The sequence below is a fragment of the Rhodoblastus sphagnicola genome, from assembly GCF_002937075.1.
Taxonomy (GTDB): domain Bacteria; phylum Pseudomonadota; class Alphaproteobacteria; order Rhizobiales; family Beijerinckiaceae; genus Rhodoblastus; species Rhodoblastus sphagnicola.
The window spans coordinates 114,094-130,168 of the sequence record NZ_NHSJ01000134.1; the positions used below are offsets into that span (position 1 = coordinate 114,094).

At 65.5% G+C, this 16,075-nt stretch carries 15 protein-coding genes; 11 read left to right on the forward strand and 4 right to left on the reverse strand.

The features are described from left to right. Positions 1–20: 20 nt before the first annotated feature. The 3 genes from pyrC to dprA are packed head-to-tail and all read left to right on the forward strand — an operon-like array spanning position 21 to position 3,105. Complete coding sequence (pyrC, locus tag CCR94_RS22665) at positions 21–1,331, forward strand: dihydroorotase (protein ID WP_104510546.1); 1,311 nt, start codon at positions 21–23, stop codon at positions 1,329–1,331. Then, on the forward strand, positions 1,328–1,918 hold the full coding sequence (plsY, locus tag CCR94_RS22670; RefSeq protein ID WP_104510547.1) for a glycerol-3-phosphate 1-O-acyltransferase PlsY: 591 nt from the start codon (positions 1,328–1,330) through the stop codon (positions 1,916–1,918). The genes pyrC and plsY overlap by 4 nt, the downstream gene beginning before the upstream one ends. Next, the gene (gene dprA / locus CCR94_RS22675) at positions 1,915–3,105 is read left to right on the forward strand and encodes a DNA-processing protein DprA (protein WP_338053018.1); all 1,191 of its coding nucleotides are present in this window, start codon (positions 1,915–1,917) and stop codon (positions 3,103–3,105) included. The genes plsY and dprA overlap by 4 nt, the downstream gene beginning before the upstream one ends. 41 nt (positions 3,106–3,146) lie before the next feature. Here the strand turns inward: dprA and CCR94_RS22680 are convergent, their stop codons facing one another. Together CCR94_RS22680 and ruvX are read right to left on the reverse strand one after the other, a co-directional pair. After that, complete coding sequence (locus CCR94_RS22680; RefSeq protein WP_104510548.1) at positions 3,147–3,464, reverse strand: hypothetical protein; 318 nt, start codon at positions 3,462–3,464, stop codon at positions 3,147–3,149. Between the two features lie 375 nt (positions 3,465–3,839). Beyond that, on the reverse strand, positions 3,840–4,337 hold the full coding sequence (gene ruvX / locus CCR94_RS22685; RefSeq protein ID WP_104510549.1) for a Holliday junction resolvase RuvX: 498 nt from the start codon (positions 4,335–4,337) through the stop codon (positions 3,840–3,842). 61 nt (positions 4,338–4,398) lie between these two features. On the opposite strand from ruvX, the gene CCR94_RS22690 reads away from it, so the two are divergent. The 6 genes from CCR94_RS22690 (at position 4,399) to CCR94_RS22715 (ending at position 10,660) form a co-directional block, all read left to right on the forward strand. Next, positions 4,399–5,097, forward strand: coding sequence for a metal-dependent hydrolase (locus CCR94_RS22690; protein ID WP_104510550.1), 699 nt, complete (start codon positions 4,399–4,401; stop codon positions 5,095–5,097). A 97-nt stretch (positions 5,098–5,194) separates the two neighbouring features. Beyond that, complete coding sequence (gene gatC / locus CCR94_RS22695) at positions 5,195–5,482, forward strand: Asp-tRNA(Asn)/Glu-tRNA(Gln) amidotransferase subunit GatC (protein ID WP_104510551.1); 288 nt, start codon at positions 5,195–5,197, stop codon at positions 5,480–5,482. Positions 5,483–5,490: 8 nt separating this feature from the next. Continuing rightward, complete coding sequence (gene gatA, locus CCR94_RS22700; RefSeq protein WP_104510552.1) at positions 5,491–6,987, forward strand: Asp-tRNA(Asn)/Glu-tRNA(Gln) amidotransferase subunit GatA; 1,497 nt, start codon at positions 5,491–5,493, stop codon at positions 6,985–6,987. After that, a complete protein-coding gene (locus CCR94_RS22705; protein ID WP_244594185.1) occupies positions 6,984–7,298 on the forward strand; it encodes a chorismate mutase in 315 nt (104 codons plus the stop codon). The genes gatA and CCR94_RS22705 overlap by 4 nt, the downstream gene beginning before the upstream one ends. Next, positions 7,295–8,761 (forward strand): Asp-tRNA(Asn)/Glu-tRNA(Gln) amidotransferase subunit GatB, encoded by a 1,467-nt coding sequence (gene gatB, locus CCR94_RS22710; protein WP_104510553.1) that lies wholly within the window; start codon positions 7,295–7,297, stop codon positions 8,759–8,761. Before CCR94_RS22705 ends, gatB begins: the two co-directional genes overlap by 4 nt. A gap of 447 nt (positions 8,762–9,208) precedes the next feature. Beyond that, positions 9,209–10,660 (forward strand): transcriptional regulator, encoded by a 1,452-nt coding sequence (locus tag CCR94_RS22715; protein ID WP_184421551.1) that lies wholly within the window; start codon positions 9,209–9,211, stop codon positions 10,658–10,660. An 87-nt stretch (positions 10,661–10,747) separates the two neighbouring features. Here CCR94_RS22715 and ppc read toward each other — a convergent pair whose 3' ends face one another. Continuing rightward, positions 10,748–13,504 carry a phosphoenolpyruvate carboxylase gene (gene ppc / locus CCR94_RS22720; protein WP_104510554.1) on the reverse strand — a complete coding sequence of 919 codons (2,757 nt, stop codon included), beginning with the start codon at positions 13,502–13,504 and terminating at the stop codon, positions 10,748–10,750. Positions 13,505–13,613: 109 nt separating this feature from the next. Next, the gene (locus tag CCR94_RS22725; protein WP_244594186.1) at positions 13,614–14,054 is read right to left on the reverse strand and encodes an NUDIX domain-containing protein; all 441 of its coding nucleotides are present in this window, start codon (positions 14,052–14,054) and stop codon (positions 13,614–13,616) included. 165 nt (positions 14,055–14,219) lie between these two features. Here CCR94_RS22725 and mbfA point away from each other — a divergent pair, with 165 nt between their 5' ends. Beyond that, positions 14,220–15,191, forward strand: coding sequence for an iron exporter MbfA (gene mbfA, locus CCR94_RS22730; RefSeq protein ID WP_104510616.1), 972 nt, complete (start codon positions 14,220–14,222; stop codon positions 15,189–15,191). Further along, positions 15,191–16,063 carry a metallophosphoesterase family protein gene (locus CCR94_RS22735; protein ID WP_104510556.1) on the forward strand — a complete coding sequence of 291 codons (873 nt, stop codon included), beginning with the start codon at positions 15,191–15,193 and terminating at the stop codon, positions 16,061–16,063. The genes mbfA and CCR94_RS22735 overlap by 1 nt, the downstream gene beginning before the upstream one ends. Positions 16,064–16,075: the final 12 nt, after the last annotated feature.

Below are 16,075 nucleotides of genomic sequence, written 5' to 3' on the forward strand. Positions count from 1 at the left end.
CCGCGCGTTACGAAACGCCCATGTCGGCAAAACCTCTCGCTTTCGTCAATGCGCGCCTGGTCGATCCCGAAACGGGAGCGGAAACGCGCGGCGGTCTTCTCGTGGAAGACGGCCGCATCCTCGATTTCGGCCCGCATGTGACGCCCGCCGCGCTGGCGGCGCATTTTGGCGTGATCGATTGCGGCGGCCATGTGCTCGCGCCCGGCCTGATCGATTTGCGCGCCTATGTCGGCGAACCCGGCGGCGAACATCGCGAATCCATCGCCACGGCGACGGCCGCCGCCGCCGTGGGCGGCGTCACCACCATTGTCGCCAGCCCGGAAACCTGCCCGCCCATCGACGACCCCGCCGTGGTGGACTTCTTGAAGCGCCGCGCGCGCGACCATGGTCGCGTCCGGGTGCTGCCGGCGGCGGCGATCTCCAAAAATCTCGACGGTCAGGAAATTTCCGAATTCGGCCTGCTGCGCGAAGCCGGCGCCGTCGCCTTCACCGACGGCTCACGTTCGATTCGCAACAGCCAGACTCTTCGACGCGCGCTGACTTACGCGCGCGATTTCGACGCCTTGATCGTGCATTTCCCCGAAGATCGCGATCTCGCCGGCGCGGGCGTGATGAACGCGGGCGAACTGGCGACGCGGCTCGGGCTGTCCGGCGCGCCGCGCGAGGCGGAGGCCATCACGCTCGACCGCGACATCCGCCTCGTCCGCATGACCGGCGCCCGCTATTGCGCCGCGCCGATCTCCACCACGCTGGCGCTGGAAACCATCGCCAAGGCCAAGGCCGAGGGCCTGCCGGTGTCCTGCGGCGTCACCATCAACCATCTGACGCTCAACGAGAACGACATTGGCGACTACCGCACCTTCCTGAAGGTGAAGCCGCCGCTGCGCCGCGAGGAGGAGCGCCTCGCTCTGGTCGAGGCCGTGGCCAGCGGGCTGATCGACATCATTTTCTCGGACCACAATCCGCAGGACGTCGAAACCAAGCGCCTGCCCTTCGCCGAGGCCGATTTCGGCGCCGTCGGGCTCGAAACCCTGCTGCCGGCGGCGCTGCGCCTCGTTCATGGCGGCGCCCTGTCGCTAGCCCAGGTGTTGCGCGCGATGAGTTTTCGCCCGGCCGAAATCCTAAGGCTGCCGCAGGGACGCCTGAAAAAGGGCGCGCCGGCCGATCTGATCGTGTTCGATCCGGACGAGCCCTTCGTGCTCAACAAGGACAGGCTGAAATCGCGCAGCAAGAACACGCCTTTCGATGAGGCGCGGTTGCAGGGCGTGGTGAAGACCACCATGGTCGCGGGCGCTGTGGTTCACGGTTTGGATGCGAGGGTTTTGGCATGAGCGGCCTCATTCTGCTGGGCGCGGCGGTTTTCGGCTATCTGTTCGGCTCGATCCCGTTCGGCCTGCTGCTGACCAAGGCGGCGGGGCTGGGCGATGTCCGCGACATCGGCTCGGGCAATATCGGCGCGACCAATGTCTTGCGCACCGGCCGCAAGGATATCGCCGCCGCCACCTTGTTGCTCGACGCGCTCAAGGCGACCGCCGCCGCGCTCATCTTCGGCCATTTCTCGGCCAACGCCGCAGTCGTCGCCGGCCTGTTCGCCTTTCTCGGCCATATTTTCCCGGTCTGGCTCGGTTTCAAGGGCGGCAAGGGCGTCGCGACCTATATCGGTTTCCTGCTGGGCGTGGCCTGGCCGGCGGCCTTCGCCTTCGCCGCGATCTGGCTCGCCACGGCCAAGATCAGCCGCTATTCCTCGTTGTCGGCCCTGCTCGCCAGCCTCGCGTCGCCGCTGGTCCTGCTGGCGATGGGCGACAAGCTCGCGGCTGGCGCGGCGGCGATCATGACCGTGATTGTCTGGGTCAAGCACAGCGAAAACATCGTCCGCCTGCGCGCCGGAACCGAAGGGCGCATCGGCAAGACATCGTGAGGGCGTCGGCCCTCACCGACGCGCAACGGCTGGATTGGCTCCAGTTGATTCGCTGCGACAATATCGGGCCGCGCAGTTTTCACAAATTGATGCTCCGCCACGGTTCGGCGGCGGAAGCCCTCGCGGCGCTCCCGGCGCTGATTCGTATGGGCGTGGGGCGCAAGATCACCATCGCCTCGCGCGAATCGGCTGCGCGCGAACTGGCGGCGGCCGAGAAGATCGGCGCGCGCTATGTCGCGTTCGGCGAGGCCGATTATCCCCAAGGCCTGGTTCATATCGAGGCGCCGCCGCCGCTGATCTGCCTGCGTGGCGACGCCGGCCTGTTCGCGCGGCCGATTGTCGCCGTGGTCGGCGCCCGCAACGCCTCCGGCGCCGGCCTCACCTTCACCGAGCGTCTGACACGGGGATTTGGCGCGGCGGGGTTTGTCGTGGTGTCCGGCTTGGCGCGCGGCGTCGATTCGTGTGCGCATAAGGCCGCGCTGGCGACGGGAACTCTGGGCGTGCTCGCCGGGGGGCTCGACCGGTTCTATCCGCCGGAGAACGCCGGCCTGATCGAGCAGGTGGCGGCGCGCGGCGCGATTCTGTCGGAAATGCCGCTGGGCTGCGAGCCGCGCGGCCGCGATTTTCCCCGCCGCAACCGCCTGGTGTCCGGGCTGGCGCTGGGCGTGGTGGTGGTGGAGGCGGAGCGGCGCTCGGGCACGCTGATCACCGCGCGATTCGCCCGCGAACAGGGGCGCGAATTGTTCGCCGTGCCCGGCTCGCCGCTCGACCCGCGCACGGAAGGCACCAACGACCTGCTGGCGGAAGGCGCGTTCATGTGCCGCAGCGCTGATGATGTGGTGGAGCGATTGGCGCCGCTGGCGCGGCGTGGCGCGGGCTATGGGATGCTGGCGGAACCCGGCGCGGCTTACGTTCACGAACCGCTGTGGGACGAGTATGACGAAGACGCTCCCGCCGTGGAGCCGGCGCCGCCGGAGCGGTTCGCCGCCTCAAGGAATACAAGCCGGACGGCGGTCGCGGCCCCCGTCGAACAGTTTTTAAGCCCGACGCCCTTGTCCGTGGACGAGTTGGCGCGCGCCTCCGGCTGGCCGCCGGCGGAGATCAGGCAGCGCCTTCAGGATCTGGAGCTGGAGAATCGAATCGAGCGCCATAGCGGCGACCGTGTGTCGCTGCGTCCCCTTCCATAACGAAAGGAAAGCTGGCGACCGCGTGTCGCCAGCGCTCGCGCCTAATCGTCCGCTTGTTCGGGTTCTTCGGTCTGGCGCGCCTGTAGCTCGGCTTCGACGCGCGCCATGTTCAGCAAATAAGTGAGCAGGTCGAGCCGGGCGTCTCCGGCCATGGCCGCCAGGGCGCCAACCATGTCGGCGATGTAGCGGGCCGTGTCTTCCGCCGAACCAACCGGCTCGGCTTCCGTCTCGGCTTCGTCGTAGCGCAGATCCGCTTCCGCGGCGGCCAGAGCCTCGTGCAGTGTCGCCTGGCCCTCGTCCTCGATCGGAACGGCTCGGGTGTGAGCAGGGGACGCGCTGCTTTTGCCTTTCTTGAACATTTCGCCTCAACCCAGCCTTATTGGTGTCGCCATGGAGCGATCAAAAGGGAACGTTCCGCTTCAGTGACAATCGTACCCTCCCAGGACGATGTACAACCAGTGGTTGTTTACCATAGCCGCATTATCGCCGGGGTTACAAACGATAATTTCTTGCCCCGCGGAAAGTTCCAGTTGAGCGTCCCTGCGCCGACGTTTCCTTCAAGTAACGCGAATTTTCAGAATATCCAGTAAACTTGGCGTCGTCGAGCCAGATAATTGCGCTTGGCTTCAACCTTTAGCGACATGCCGCGCGCAATTCGCGCGTTGGGCGGGCCTTGGCGCGGTTCCCCGGAGGTAAACAGGCTTTAACATCCTGTTTTATAACAGGATCGCGCGTCACATTGCGTCAAGCGGAGGCTTGGGCGCGAGCCGCGCGAGCCGGTCAAGGGCGCCTTGCAGAATGTAGGCGGCGGCCATGCGGTCAACAACTTCCGCGCGCTTCGCCCGGCTGGCGTCCTGGGCGATCAATTCGCGGGTCACGGCGGCGGTGGACAGGCGCTCGTCCCAGAACACGAAGGGAATCCGCGCCAAAGGGGCGGTTTGCCGGACGAAGGCGCGGGTGGATTGCGCGCGGGGGCCTTCACTGCCGTCCATGTTGAGGGGCAGGCCGATGATAAAAGCCACAACCTCATGCTTGCAGGCGAGTTCGATCATTCTGGTCGCGTCGGCCGTGAATTTGGTCCGCCTGATGGTTTCGAGCGGCGAGGCCAGCCGGCGCTCGACATCGGACAGCGCGAGGCCGATGGTTTTGGTTCCCAGATCGATTCCCATCAGCCGCGCCTTTGGCGGCAGGCGCGCGATGAGGTTTTCCAGGGTCAGGACGGTTTCTTCCATCGGGCGCTTTCACTTCGTCACGGGGGCGAGCTAGATTTGCCCCACACCATTGGGGGAAGCAATGCAATTGACCTGGCTCGGCCATTCGGCCTTTCGCATCGATTTCGGCGCGGCGAAGATCCTGATCGATCCCTTTCTGCGCGGCAATCCCAAATTCGAGCTGGATTTCGACGCCGTTACCGCCGGCGCCACCCATGTCGTCATCACCCACGGCCATGACGACCACATCGGCGACGCCGCCGAAATCGCGCAAAAGACCGGGGCGGAGGTGATCGCCAATTTCGAGATCTGCATGTATCTGGCCGGGCAGGGGGTGGAAAACATCAATCCCGGCAATACCGGCGGGACGATTCGCGCCCAGGGCTTTTCGGTGGCGCTGACCCCGGCGCTGCATTCCTCCAGCGCGACCGTGGATGGCAAGCCGACCGCGCTCGGCAACCCGAACGGCGCGGTGATCCTGCCGGACAGCGGCCCGCGCCTCTATCATTTCGGCGACACCGCTGTATTTTCCGACATGGCGCTCATCCACGAATTTTACAGGCCGGAGATCGGCCTCATCCCCGTGGGCGACCGCTTCACCATGGGCGGCAAGGCGGCGGCGCTGGCCGCGCGCCGCTACTTCGCGTTCAGCGACATTGTGCCCATGCATTACGGCACGTTTCCGATCATCGACCCGACGCCGCAAGCGTTCATCGACGCGATGACCGGCGCGCGGGCCACAATCCACACGCCGGCGATCGGCGAAACGCTGACGCTTTAGGCGGCGGCGCGGGAGCAAAGCCGAGTCCGCCATCGTTGCGCCGCGTCGCCGCCTTCTGTATAGCCTGTGCGAGTCCTTCCATCAGCACGGAGCCAACATGTCGGTCGATCTGGCGACGGTGCGGCGCATCGCCCATCTTGCGCGCATCAGCGTGAGCGCGGATGAGGCCCCGCATCTGCAAAACGAACTCAACGCCATTCTCGGCTTCGTCGAGGAGTTGAACAGCGTCGATGTCGAGGGCGTCGAGCCGATGACCTCCGTCCTGCCCATGCGCATGAAAAAGCGCGCGGACGAGATCACCGACGGCGATATCGTCGAAAAAGTGCTCGCCAACGCGCCCGCCCGCGAGGACGGTTTCTTCGTCGTGCCCAAAGTGATCGAATAGGTTCTGAAATGACCGATCTGACCCGCCTCACGCTCGCGCAGGCGCGCGACGGCCTCAAGGCGAAAAGTTTTACGTCCGTCGAGCTGACGCAGGCCCACATCGACGCCGTGGCGCGCGCGAAACAACTCAACTGCTACATTGTCGAGACGCCGGAAAAGGCGCTGGCGCAGGCGAAAGCCAGCGATGCGAAGCTCGCGAAAGCCGAGGGCGGCGCGCTGGAGGGCCTGCCGCTCGGCATCAAGGATTTGTATTGCACCGAAGGCGTGCAGACCACCGCCGGCAGCCACATCCTCGAAGGGTTCGTCCCGCAATACGAATCGACCGTCACCACCAACCTGTGGCGCGACGGCGCGGTGATGCTGGGCAAGCTCAATCTCGACGAATTCGCCATGGGCTCGTCGAACGAGACCAGCTATTTCGGCCCGGTGGTGTCGCCCTGGCGCCGCAAGGGCGCGGATGGAAAGATTTCCGACGCGAAAATCGTTCCCGGCGGCTCCTCGGGCGGTTCGTCCGCTGCGGTGGCGGCGCATCTGTGCCTGGGCGCCACGGCGACCGACACCGGCGGCTCGATCCGCCAGCCCGCCGCCTTCACGGGAACTGTCGGCATCAAGCCGACCTATGGCCGCTGCTCGCGCTGGGGCATTGTCGCCTTCGCCTCCTCGCTCGACCAGGCCGGCCCGATCGCCCGCACCGTGCGCGACGCCGCCATCCTGCTGCGCTCGATGGCGGGCCATGACGCCAAAGACACCACCAGCTTCGATGCGCCCGTGCCGGATTACGAAAAGTCGGTGGGCGCCTCGGTCAAGGGCAAGGTGATCGGCATTCCCAAGGAGTACCGTCTCGACGGCATGTCCGCCGAAATCGCCGCTTTGTGGGACCAGGGCGTGGCGTGGCTGCGCGCGGCGGGCGCGGAGATTCGCGAGATTTCCCTGCCGCACACAAGACACGCGCTGCCGGCCTATTACATTGTCGCGCCGGCGGAGGCGTCGAGCAATCTCGCGCGCTATGACGGCATTCGCTACGGGCTGCGCAAGACCGGCAAGGACATTGCCGACCTCTACGAAAAGACCCGCGCCGAAGGCTTTGGCAAGGAAGTCCGCCGCCGCATCATGATCGGCACTTACGTGCTGTCGGCGGGCTATTACGACGCTTACTACTTGCGCGCGCAAAAAATCCGCACGCTGATCAAGCGCGATTTCGATCTCGCCTATGCGGCGGGCGTGGACGCCATCCTCACCCCGGCGACGCCGTCTCCCGCCTTCGCCCAGGGCGAAAAGGGATCGTCCGATCCGGTGGAAATGTACCTCAACGACGTCTTCACCGTGACGGTCAACATGGCCGGCTTGCCGGGCCTTGTGGTCCCCGCCGGCATGTCGTCGGATGGCTTGCCGCTCGGCCTGCAACTGATCGGGCGGCCGTTCGAGGAGGAGACGCTGTTCTCGCTCGGCGAGGCCATCGAACAGGCGGCGCCGAAAATTGTCTTGCCGGAGTCGTGGTGGGGATGAGTTCAGAAACGCCCACGGCCTCCAACCCGGAAATGTCGGCGCTTCGCGAAAAGATCGACGCGCTCGACGCAAAGCTCGTCGATCTCCTGGCCGAACGCCAGCGCTGCATCGAGAGCGCGGCCGGGATCAAGACCCGGATCGGCTGGCCGGCGCGCATACCGCCGCGCGTCGACGATGTGCTCAATCGCGTCGTTGTCCGCGCGGGCGAAAAACACCTTGATGAGGAACTGGCGCGGTCGATCTGGACCGCGCTGGTGGAATGGTCGATTGGGTATGAGGAGCGCCTGATGCGCTCGAAGGATCGCGCATGAACACGCACGCCAAACACAAGCTGATCGCGGGCGCGACCGGCGATTGGGAAGTCGTCATCGGTCTGGAAATCCACGCCCAGGTGACGAGCAAGTCAAAACTGTTTTCCGGCGCCTCGACCGAATTCGGGGCTGAGCCGAACACCCATGTTTCGCTGGTGGACGCGGCCATGCCCGGCATGCTGCCGGTCATCAACGAGGAATGCGTCAAGCAGGCCATCCGCACCGGACTGGCGCTGAAGGCGCAAATCAATCACCGCTCGGTGTTCGACCGCAAGAATTACTTCTATCCTGACCTGCCGCAGGGTTATCAGATCAGCCAGTTCAAATTCCCGATCGTCGGCGAGGGCGAGGTTCTGGTCGATCTGTCGCCGACCGAGCAGATCAAGGTCGGCATTGAGCGCCTGCATCTCGAACAGGATGCGGGCAAGTCGCTGCACGATCTCAGCGCCAACGATTCCCATGTCGATCTCAACCGCTCCGGCGTGGCGCTGATGGAAATCGTGTCCAAGCCCGACATGCGCTCATCGGAAGAGGCCAAGGCCTACGTGTCCAAACTGCGCACCATCCTGCGCTATGCCGAGACGTGTGATGGCAATATGGAGCAGGGATCATTGCGCGCCGACGTCAACGTTTCCGTGCGCAAGCCGGGCGGCGAACTCGGCACGCGCTGCGAAATCAAGAACGTCAATTCGATCCGCTTCATCGGTCAGGCCATTGAGGTCGAGGCGCGCCGCCAGATCGGCATCATCGAGGATGGCGGCAAGATCGACCAGGAGACGCGGCTCTACGATCCGGCCAAAAGCGAGACGCGTTCGATGCGCTCGAAGGAAGAGGCGCACGACTACCGCTACTTCCCCGATCCCGACCTGCTGCCGCTCGAATTCGACCAGGCCTATGTCGATGTTTTGGGCGCGGGTCTGCCGGAACTGCCGGACGCGAAGAAGGCGCGTTTCGTCGCGACCTATGGCCTGTCGCCCTATGACGCGGGCGTGCTGGTGCTGGAGCGCGCCTTCGGCGATTACTTTGAAGAGGCCGCGAAGGGACGTGACGCCAAACTCGTCGCCAACTGGGTGATCAACGAACTGTTCGGCCGCCTCAACAAGGAGGGCCAGGGCATTGAAGACTCGCCGGTTTCGGCGGCGCAGATCGGCGGCATCGTCGATCTGATTTCCTCTAACGTCATCTCCGGCAAGATCGCCAAGGACCTGTTCGAAATCGTGTGGAGCGAAGGCGGCGATCCCAAGGCGATCGTCGAAGCGCGCGGCATGAAGCAGGTCACCGACAGCGGCGCGATCGAGGCGGCGGTGGACGAGATTATCGCCAAGAATCCGGACAAGGTCGAGCAGGCCAAAGCCAAGCCGACCATGCTCGGATGGTTCGTTGGACAGGTGATGAAGACGACCGGCGGCAAGGCCAATCCGCAAGCCGTGAACGAAGTGCTGAAGAGCAAACTCGGACTCTGATTCGGGCGTTTTTTCGCGCAAGCGCGTGGAAGATACGAAACCCGAGTGAAACGCGCGTCGTTTTCGACGCGCGTTTAGAGTTATACGCAAAAAAGTTTTCTTGCATGGCATGTGACCGGACGTGGCTCCGCGCGCGTGGGCGGACCTGTGCCGCAAGCTTGCGCAATTGCGCGCAAGAGAGTCTTCGCCGCGCGCAAAAGTATGACGTAAATTACTGAAAAATAATGATTTTAATCTTCCGTGCGCAAGGGGGTGGGTCTTGGCGCGGGGCGATGCAAGACGCGATGAACGCCTGTTGCGACACGGCATGTTTTCGTTGGCGCCGTTGGCGTGAAAGCGCAAGTCTTGCGCAAGTCTTCGCGCGGGGAACACTTGCACACGGCGTTAACAGGTTTAGGCTTACTCCGCGATTCCGGCTTGAGAGCGCCGGCTGCAAAGGGGATTGAGATGGCGCAAGCATCAAGAACAAAATCCGACGGCGCCAAATCGCCGGCGCGCAAATCCGAGAAGGCTTCGGGCAAGACCGCGAAAGCCGAGGAAGCTGCGACAGAAACGAAGAAGAAGGCCGCCGCCAAAGCCGCGCCCGCCGCAGGCAAGAAGGCTGAAAGCAAGAAGGCTGAAAGCAAGTCCGCCAGCAAAGCTCCGACGAAGAAGACCGCAGCAGAAAAACCCGCCGCCCGGAAGTCCGCGACCAAGGCCGCCGCCGCGAAGACCCCCCCGGCAAGCAAGACCAAAGTGAAGACAGTCGCCGCCAAGAGCGCCGGCAAGAGCGCCGGCAAGAGCGCCGGCAAGACAGCCGCCGCCAAAACCGCGCCCGCCGAAGGCAAGAAGTCCGCCGCCGGGAAGTCCGCGACCAAGGTTGTCGCCGCGAAGAAATCCGCCACGAAAACCACTGCGGCAAAATCGACGGAGAAGAAAGCGGTCGCGAAGAAACCCGCCGCCACCAAGTCGACCGCCGCTGAAAAGCCCGCCGGAAAGACGGCCGCCAAGACTGCTGGCAAGAGCGCCCTCAAGGCGGTTGCCAAGAGCGCCGGCAAGACTGCCGCCAAGAGCGCCCCCAAGGCGGCCGCGAAGAGCGCCCCCAAGGCGGCTGCAAAGAGCGCTCCCAAGGCGGCCGCTAAGAGCGCCCCCAAGGCGGCTGCAAAGAGCGCCGGCAAGGCGGCTGCGAAGAGCGCCCCCAAGGCGGCGGCCGCCAAGATCGCCCCCAAGGCGGCTGCAAAGAGCGCCCCCAAGTCGGCCGCCAAGATCGCCCCCAAGGCGGCTGCAAAGAGCGCCGACAAGGCGGCTGCGAAGATCGCCCCCAAGGCGGCCGCCAAGAGCGCCCCCAAGACCAGCGCCAAGAGCGCCGCAAGCCTGAACGCCCGCACCAAGGCCGCCGAGCCGAAAAAGGCCGAAGCCAAGAAGTCTGACGGGAAAGCCGCCGTCGCCCAACCCCCCATCGCCGTCAATGCCGTCGGCAGGAAGGGCGCGGCCAAGGCTGCGGTAGCCAAGACCGCAAAGGTCGCGGCGCCCAAGATCGAGGGGGAGGCCGAGTCCGCCGCCAAAAAACCCGCCGCCAAAAAACCCGCCGCCGCCAAGACGGAAGTCAAGCCGGCCGCGCGCAGCGCCGCCGCGTCGCGCCGCGTGAGCAAGAAAATGGTGGAAGCCGCCGCGCCCGCCGCCGACCCGGTGAAGGCCAAGACGCCCGAATCCGTCGAGACGCCCGAGTCCGCCAAGACGCTCGCGCCCGTAAAGCCGAAGGCGCCGCGCAAGCCGAGGGCGAAGGTCGTCCCTCCGGCCGTTGAAGCGCCGGCCGTTGAAGCTCAGCCTGTTGAAGCTCCGATTGTTGAACCGCCGGCCGTTGAACCGCCGGCCGTTGACGCGCCGGTTGAACCGGCTCCGGAAAACACGCAAGGCTGAGGCGCAAGCCAAAGGCCGCAAACCCGGCGGGAACGTGGAAAGGCAAGGCGCGCCATTGCGGCGCGTCTTTCTATTGGCGCATCTGACTTACCCCGTATTGCGCAACCCCGCCGCAATGCCGTTGATCGCGACCAGAATGCCGATCCGCACCTTGCGGTCGTGGTCGCCGCCGCGCCAGCGGCGCAACAGCTCCGCCTGAAGATAGTTGAGCGGCGCGATATAGGGGAAGCGGTGGGCGATGGAGCGCGCCAGCGCCGGATTGTCGGCGAGGCGGTTGTTTTCGCCGGTGATGGTTTCGAGCGCGCCGAACGTGCGCCGCGCCTCGGCCTCGATCGCCGAGAAGATCGTCTTGGCCAGCGCGCGATCCGGGACGAGTCCGGCGTAGCTCTGGGCGATGGAAAAATCCGCCTTGGCCAAAACCATGTCCATGTTGGACAGCAGCGTGCGGAAGAACGGCCATTCCCTGTGCATGCGCTGGAGCAGTTCGGCCGAACCGCCTTGCGCGACAAAGGTTTCGACAGCGGCTCCAAACCCGTACCAGCCCGGCAGGGTGACGCGGCTCTGGCCCCAGGAAAAGCCCCAGGGAATGGCGCGCAAATCCTCGATTTTCCGAGTCGCCTTGCGCGAGGCCGGGCGCGAGCCGATGTTGAGTTCGGCGATTTCCGCGATGGGGGTGGCGGCGTAGAAATAATCGACAAAACCGGGCGTGTCATAGACCAGCGCGCGATAGGCCCGCATCGAGGCCTCCGACAGAGTCGCGGCGGCGTCGAGAAATTCGGTTGGGGGACGCTGGCCGTCGGACAGCAGCGTGGCTTCGAGGTCCGCCGCCATCAGCGTTTCCAGATTGCGCCGGCCGATTTCGGGATTGGCGTATTTGGCGTTGATCACCTCGCCCTGTTCGGTGAGGCGAATCTGGCCGCGCACCGTGCCCGGCGGCTGGGCGAGAATGGCCTGGTAGGAGGGGCCGCCGCCGCGCCCCACCGCGCCGCCGCGTCCGTGGAACAACCTGAGACTCATGCCCTCCAGCGAATCGAACAAAGCGGCGAGCGCGGTGGAGGCGCGGTAAAGCTCCCAGTTGGAGGTGAGATAGCCGCCGTCCTTGTTGGAATCGGAATAGCCGAGCATCACGTCCTGCACCCCGCCGGAGCGCCGCATCAGAGCGGCCATGCCCGGCAGGGCGTAGAATTCGCGCATGATGGTTTCGGCGGCGCGCAAATCCTCGATGGTCTCGAACAAGGGCGTGACGATCAGCCCGAGAATCGCCTGTTCGCTGTCATGCAGCGCGCCGTGCAACAGCCCGCATTCCTTTTGCAGCAGCATCAGCTCCAAAAGGTCGCTCACGCTTTCGGTATGGCTGATGATGGCGTGGCGGATGACGCCCGCGCCCAGTTTTTCGCGCAAGCGCCGCGCGGTTTCGAGCACGGCGAGTTCGGCGACGCAGTCCGCCGAATATTCGCGGTCGGGCGCGCGCAGCGGGCGCGGATCGGCCAGCAGCCGCAGCAGCAGCTCGACCTTTTTCGGTTCGGGCAGAGCGGAATAATCCGGCTCGATGCGCACGGCGGCGAAAAGCTCGGCCAGCGTGGCCTCATGCCTGTCGGACGATTGCCGCAGGTCGGTGGTGGCCATGTGGAAGCCGAACACGTCCACGGCGCGAATCAGCGCGGCGAGGCGCCCGGCGGCCAGCGCCCGGCCGTGGTGGGCGTCGAGGGACTCGCGGATGATCAGAAGGTCGTTGCGGAAGTTGTCGGGGCGCGCGTAAGGCTCTCCGGGCGCCGCCGCGTGACGCATGGCCTCGGCGCCGGTGAGCGCGCGCAGCGTGCCGGCGAGCCGGGCGTAAACGCCGATCAGCGCGCGGCGGTAGAATTCGTCGTCGCGGTGCGGGTTGTGATCGCCCGAGCCTTCGGCGAGCGCCTTGAGCGCGTCGGAACAGGGCGTGACCAGATCCGAGATCGACAATTCGCCGCCGAGCCGGTGAACCTCCGCCAGATAATGCCGCAGCACGGTTTCGCTGTGCAGGCGGACGCTGTCCTCCAGCGTGTCCGCGCGGACATTGGGATTGCCGTCGCGGTCGCCGCCGATCCAGTTGCCCATGCGGAAGAAGGAGGGCGCGGGCGCGCCGAGCCGGCGGTCCAGTTCGGCGTAAAGTTTGGGAATCTGCTTCAGGAAGGTCGAGCGATAGTAGAGCAGGGCGTTCTCGATCTCGTCGTGAACGGTCAGGCTGGCCGTGCGGATGATGCGCGTCTGCCAGAGCTGGGTGACGCGCTCGGCGAGGTGCGATTCGTTTTCGGCCAGATCCGCCTCGCCGTGGCAATGTTCGCGCTGGTGCAACAAATCCGAGATGTCGGTTTCGGCGTCGAGCGTCGAGCGCCGCTGCACTTCGGTGGGATGGGCGGTCAGCACCGGCGAAACATAGGCGTCGGCAAGCGCCGCGCCGATGGTCTCCGCCGTCACGCCCGCGCGGTCCAGTCGCGCAAATGCGTGGTCGAGACTGCCGGGCTGGACGTCGCCGGCATGGGCGGCGCGGCGGCGCAGGAAATGGCGGTCTTCGGCGATATTGGCGAGATGGGAGAAATAGGTGAAGGCGCGGACGACGATCACCGCCTCATCATTGCTCAGGCCGCGCAAAATGGCGTCGAGATCGGCGGCGGCTTCGGCCCGGCCGCGCAGTTCGGCCACCGACAGCCGGCGTATCCGCTCGATGCGGCGATAAACCTCCTCGCCCTCCTGCTGGCGCACGGTTTCACCGAGAATCTGCCCGAGCAGGCGGATGTCCGCGAACAAAGGCGCCAGTTTGGCGATTTCCGCTTCGTTTTCGGGCGCGGTGTCGATGATGTCGCCGTTCATGTCTGCTCCGTAAGCAAAAGTCGGCGCGGAATCGCGCAAAACCCGTCGTCAGACGGGCGTCTGATCGTCTGAGACGCCTATCATACGAAAGTCTAAGATTTCGGCAAGCTCACCAATGCAGCGATGGCGTCGAAAGTCCGAGCGCCTCCTGAATATGGGCGCGAGTCGCCGGCGTCGCATCGTCCGGCAGGGCGTCGAGCGGGAAAAAGCCGGATTCCGCGATCTCCCAGTCGGGCAGGCGCGGTTTCACCTGGCGCACCCGCACGAGATAGAGCACGACGTGATCGCGCGAGGAATGTCTGGGATTGTAGTAGAACCCGATCAGACGCGCGGGGCCGGCGATCTCCAGCTCGCCCTCCTCGTCGAGTTCGCGCTCCAGCGAGCGCAGCGCGGTCTCCCTGGCCTCGACGCCGCCGCCGGGCAGGCAGAAACCGGGAATATAGGTGTGGCGCACCAGAAAGACGCGGTTCCGGTCGTCGAGCGCCACCGCGCGCACGCCCAGGGTTTTCGGCCGCAGCAGCAGGCCGGCGACCCGCTGTCCCAAGCGCACGAAACTCTGCCACAACGCTTGAGCCGGAACCGTCTCTCGCCTAATCTCCGCGCATGTCATCCCGCACACCCCAAGCATCCGAAGCCCGAGCGGATCATGCGGGCAAATTCCTGCCAAATTGCGAATCGCGCGGGAAATAGGCGCGGCAAGGAGAATGCCTTGGCTTTGAAGAAGTTTGCCGAACTCACCGAACGCGAAATCCTGGCCATCGCCATCGCATCTGAAGAAGAGGACAGCCGAATCTACGTTTCCTTTTCCGAGGAACTGGCGGAGCGTTACCCCGCGACCTCGAAAGTTTTCGCCGAAATGGCCGAGGAGGAGGACGGTCACCGCCGCCAGTTGCTGGAAATCTACCAGGCCCGGTTCGGCCAGAACCTGCCGGCGATTCGCCGCGAGGACGTCACCGGCTATTACAGCCGCCGCCCGACCTGGCTGATGACGAACCTGCCGCTCGAAACGATTCGCGGGCAGGCCGAGGCGATGGAGAAGGACGCCCAGCGCTTTTACGTTCAGGCGGCCAAGGCCTCGCAGGATGTGGGCGTGCGAAAACTGCTCGGCGATCTCGCGCTGGTGGAGCGCAGCCATGGCGAGAAGGCCAGCGCCCTGTCGGAAGCCATCCTCACCGAAAGCGCGCGGGAGGCGGAGGGCCACACCGCGCAAAAATTCTTCGTGCTGCAATATATCCAGCCGGGCCTCGCCGGGCTGATGGACGGCTCGGTGTCCACGCTGGCGCCGCTGTTCGCCGCCGCCTTCGCCACCCACACCAATTTCAGCACGCTGCTGGTCGGCCTCGCCGCCTCGCTCGGCGCCGGCATTTCCATGGGGTTCGCGGAGGCCTTGTCCGACGACGGCGCGATCACCGGGCGCGGCGCGCCGCTCATTCGCGGCGTGGTCTGCGGCCTGATGACCACGCTGGGCGGGCTTGGCCATGCGCTGCCCTATCTCGTGCCGGATTCCTGGCCCAACGCGTTCTGGACCGCCACCGCCATCGCGGGCGTCGTCGTCTTCGTCGAACTCTGGCTCATCGCCTATATCCGGGCGCGCTACATGGACACGCCCTTCCTCAAGGCGGTGGCGCAGATCGTGGTTGGCGGCGTCGTGGTCCTGTTCACCGGCATTCTGATTGGCGGCGCGTGATGGCTTTGTTCCGGCTCGCCCATCTCTCCGATCCGCACATCGGCCCGCTGCCCCGGCCGAAATGGCGGGAACTGCTGGGCAAGCGCGCCACGGGCTACATCAACTGGCAACGCGGCCGCCATCGCGCGCATGACATGGCCGCGCTGGCCGCGCTGGTGAGCGACCTGCGCGCGCAAAAACCCGACCACGTCGCCCTGACCGGCGACATCTGCAACATCGGCCTGCCGGCGGAATTTCCCTTTGCCGCGCAATGGATGCGCACGCTCGGCGACCCCGCCGAGGTGAGCCTGGCGCCGGGCAATCACGACGCCTATCTGCGCACGTCCGTCCGCCACATGGTCAGGGAATGGCGGCCCTGGATGTGCGGCGACGGCGCGGAGGAGAGTTTTCCCTACCTGCGTCGCCGCGAGGGCGTCGCGATCATCAGCCTGTGCTCGGGCGTGCCCACTTTGCCTTTCATCGCCGCGGGCAAGCTCGGCGCGCTGCAATTGCAGCGTCTGGAAGACATGCTCGACGCCACGCGCGAAGACATGCGCGTGGTGCTGCTGCACCATCCGCCGGTGGACGGCGGCGGCGCCATCCGCAATTTGCAGGACAACCGCGATTTCGCGATGGTTCTGGCGCGACAGGGGGCGGAACTGGTGCTGCACGGCCACGCCCACAGCATCTCGCGCAAGACCATGGCCGGCCCGGACGGCCCGATTCCCGTGCTCGGCATCGGTTCGGCCTCGTCGATCGGGCGCAATCCCCGGCGGCGCGCCGCCTATTATCTGATCGACATCGACGCGGCGACACGGCGCCTGCACATATCCGCGCGGCAACTGGGGTTCGACGGCCAGTTTCACCTCATCGCCAACCTGCAACCGGGCTGACCCCGCCGCCGG